We start from the raw sequence: 1,464 nt of genomic DNA on the forward strand, positions 1-1,464 counted from the left end.
CCGGATCGCTGGCTGCGAGGATAGGAAGATGCGATGCCGTACATAGGAAGTGCTCTGAGAAGAGTGCTTTTTTATTTGCCTTAAATTATTGTCATGTACTTTTGTTAATATTTTTGCTATAATAAACTTAGTATATTTCAAGGAGGGCAACATTTTATGGTTACATTATACTCGTCTCCGAGTTGCACCTCTTGTCGTAAAGCAAAACAATGGCTGGTTGACCATAATCTCCCATTTATTGAACGTAATTTAAATAAAGAACCGTTGCGTGCGGAAGATGTCAAAGCAATGTTACGATTGACTGAAGATGGGACGGAAGAATTAATTTCAACGCGCTCAAAAATTTTTTCTGAGTTGACGATTGACTTAGATGATATGTCAATTAATAAATTGATTGACCTCATCGTCATGTATCCGTCTTTACTGAAGCGGCCAATTATTCTTGACGATCAGCGCATGCAAATTGGGTACAATGATGATGAAATTCGTCGCTTTTTACCACGTGAAGTTCGTCAGCGAGAGTTAATTCGCGCAACATTTAAAGCTGACTTCGCAGAAGAGGCAAAAGATTTAGTGGTTGAAGAAGGCTGAGCACGTCAGTCTTTTTTCTTTACCATGACAAAAGTCGGCGACGTTATTTTATAGAAAGGTGGTATGCCACTATGGAAATGGAACGTATCAATGATAATACAATTCGTGTCATGATTGAAAACAGTGATCTGCAAGAACGTGGCATTTCAATCATGGAATTACTTGGTAATCATGATAAAATCGAATCATTTTTTTATAGCATTTTATCAGAAGTTGATGTTGATCATGACTTTAATGAAGAAGACCAAGTAACTTTTCAAATTTTACCCAACCGTAATGGCTTAGAATTGTTCATCTCACGGTTGGATGAAGAACATCAAGTTGGGGATATCATTAACAACTTGATGTCATATGCCAAGCATCAATCTGAAGAAATTGATCAAGTTTCTGATGAACGTCGCTCAGCATTAAGGCAAACAGATGATGGTCAGACTGTCTCATCATCACAACCGCATGCGGCCACAACAGTGGCGAACAACCAACAGCCTGTGGACAATCTATTGACCGTTAAATTACCGTACTTTGAAGCGATTATTCCAATTGCGCAGTTAACTAATCGCTTAGATCATGCTTCAGACCTATACCGTTATCAGTCAGATTTCTATCTCACTTTGCACTACGATCAGGATGATGTCAGCCATGAGATGATGAAAGACCAAAAGGCGATGATTCTCGAATATGCGACGGTAACGACAGTACAAAATGATGTCTTACGGGAACATGGTGAATTAGTGATGCAACGTGATGCACTCAAGCAAATCAAAAACTTATTCTAAAAGACGCGGTAACGCGTTTTTTTGATATAAGGCAGATTGTAAAATTTAAGTTGAACATTTAAGTGGACAGAAAAACCCATCAAGGTCTTTAATGGTG

Annotated in this window: 2 protein-coding genes; both read left to right on the forward strand. The window is 38.5% G+C overall.

The features are described from left to right. Positions 1-156: 156 nt before the first annotated feature. Entirely contained in the window at positions 157-591 is a 435-nt protein-coding gene (gene spx, locus IE039_RS08265; RefSeq protein WP_010002316.1) for a transcriptional regulator Spx, read from the forward strand. Between the two features lie 71 nt (positions 592-662). Then, the gene (locus IE039_RS08270; protein WP_010002314.1) at positions 663-1,367 is read left to right on the forward strand and encodes an adaptor protein MecA; all 705 of its coding nucleotides are present in this window, start codon (positions 663-665) and stop codon (positions 1,365-1,367) included. The last annotated feature ends 97 nt before the right edge of the window (positions 1,368-1,464 follow it).

Source organism: Leuconostoc lactis KCTC 3528 = DSM 20202 (assembly GCF_014651235.1).
Classification (GTDB): Bacteria; Bacillota; Bacilli; order Lactobacillales; family Lactobacillaceae; genus Leuconostoc; species Leuconostoc lactis.

What these genes read in the sequence shown, in the direction of transcription:
- spx (WP_010002316.1), top strand. Translation starts at nt 157, where the DNA reads ATGGTTACATTATACTCGTCTCCGAGTTGCACCTCTTGTCGTAAAGCA.
- IE039_RS08270 (WP_010002314.1), top strand. Translation starts at nt 663, where the DNA reads ATGGAAATGGAACGTATCAATGATAATACAATTCGTGTCATGATTGAA.